Origin of the sequence: Methylobacterium nigriterrae (assembly GCF_037106235.1) — a bacterium.
Lineage (GTDB): Bacteria > Pseudomonadota > Alphaproteobacteria > Rhizobiales > Beijerinckiaceae > Methylobacterium > Methylobacterium nigriterrae.
Window position 1 is genome coordinate 1 of record NZ_JBAWTG010000503.1, and the last position, 551, is coordinate 551.

A 551-nucleotide genomic window follows, 5' to 3' on the forward strand; every position below is an offset into this window, starting at 1 on the left:
CTCCGTGCCCGGCATCGCCCTGAGCTCGGCGAGCGACAGCGAGACCGGCGTCCCGACATGGCCCTTCACCTCCAGGCGGAACGTCTCGGGGTCGATGGACGTCGGGATGTCGGCCAGGTGGTAGCGCACGAAGAAGGCGTCGTTCGTCGTGATCACGCCCTCGTCGAAGACCGAGAACGGCGTCTCGAGCTGCGGCGGCCGGGCCGTCATCTGCAGCAGCGGGCGCTTGCCCGGATAGGCGACGAGTGGCCGCTCGCCGTTGCCGAAGGGCAAGGTGACGCCTTGGTCGGCGCGCGCCCGACCCGCCATCCAGAGCCCGGCTGAGGCAAGCAGGCCGGCGCCCCGCAGGACATCACGTCTCAGCATCATCGTTCCTCCAGACGGCACGCGGGCCGCCAATCGTGTTTCGTGCTCATGTCTCAGCTGAGCCTCAGAAGGTGGATCAGCCCCAAGCTGATGACGAGCAGCACCGCCAGTGACAGCGTGACGGCGGCCGTGACCCGGCCGCCGACGCGGCCGATCACGCGCACGTCGACGCCGAGGCCGAGCGC

The 551-nt window shown here is 69.9% G+C and carries 1 pseudogene; it reads right to left on the minus strand.

What is annotated here, in order from left to right:
- A pseudogene (locus WDW90_RS37965) lies at positions 1–369 on the minus strand (molybdopterin-dependent oxidoreductase); the annotation flags it as partial.
- Positions 370–551 lie beyond the last annotated feature (182 nt).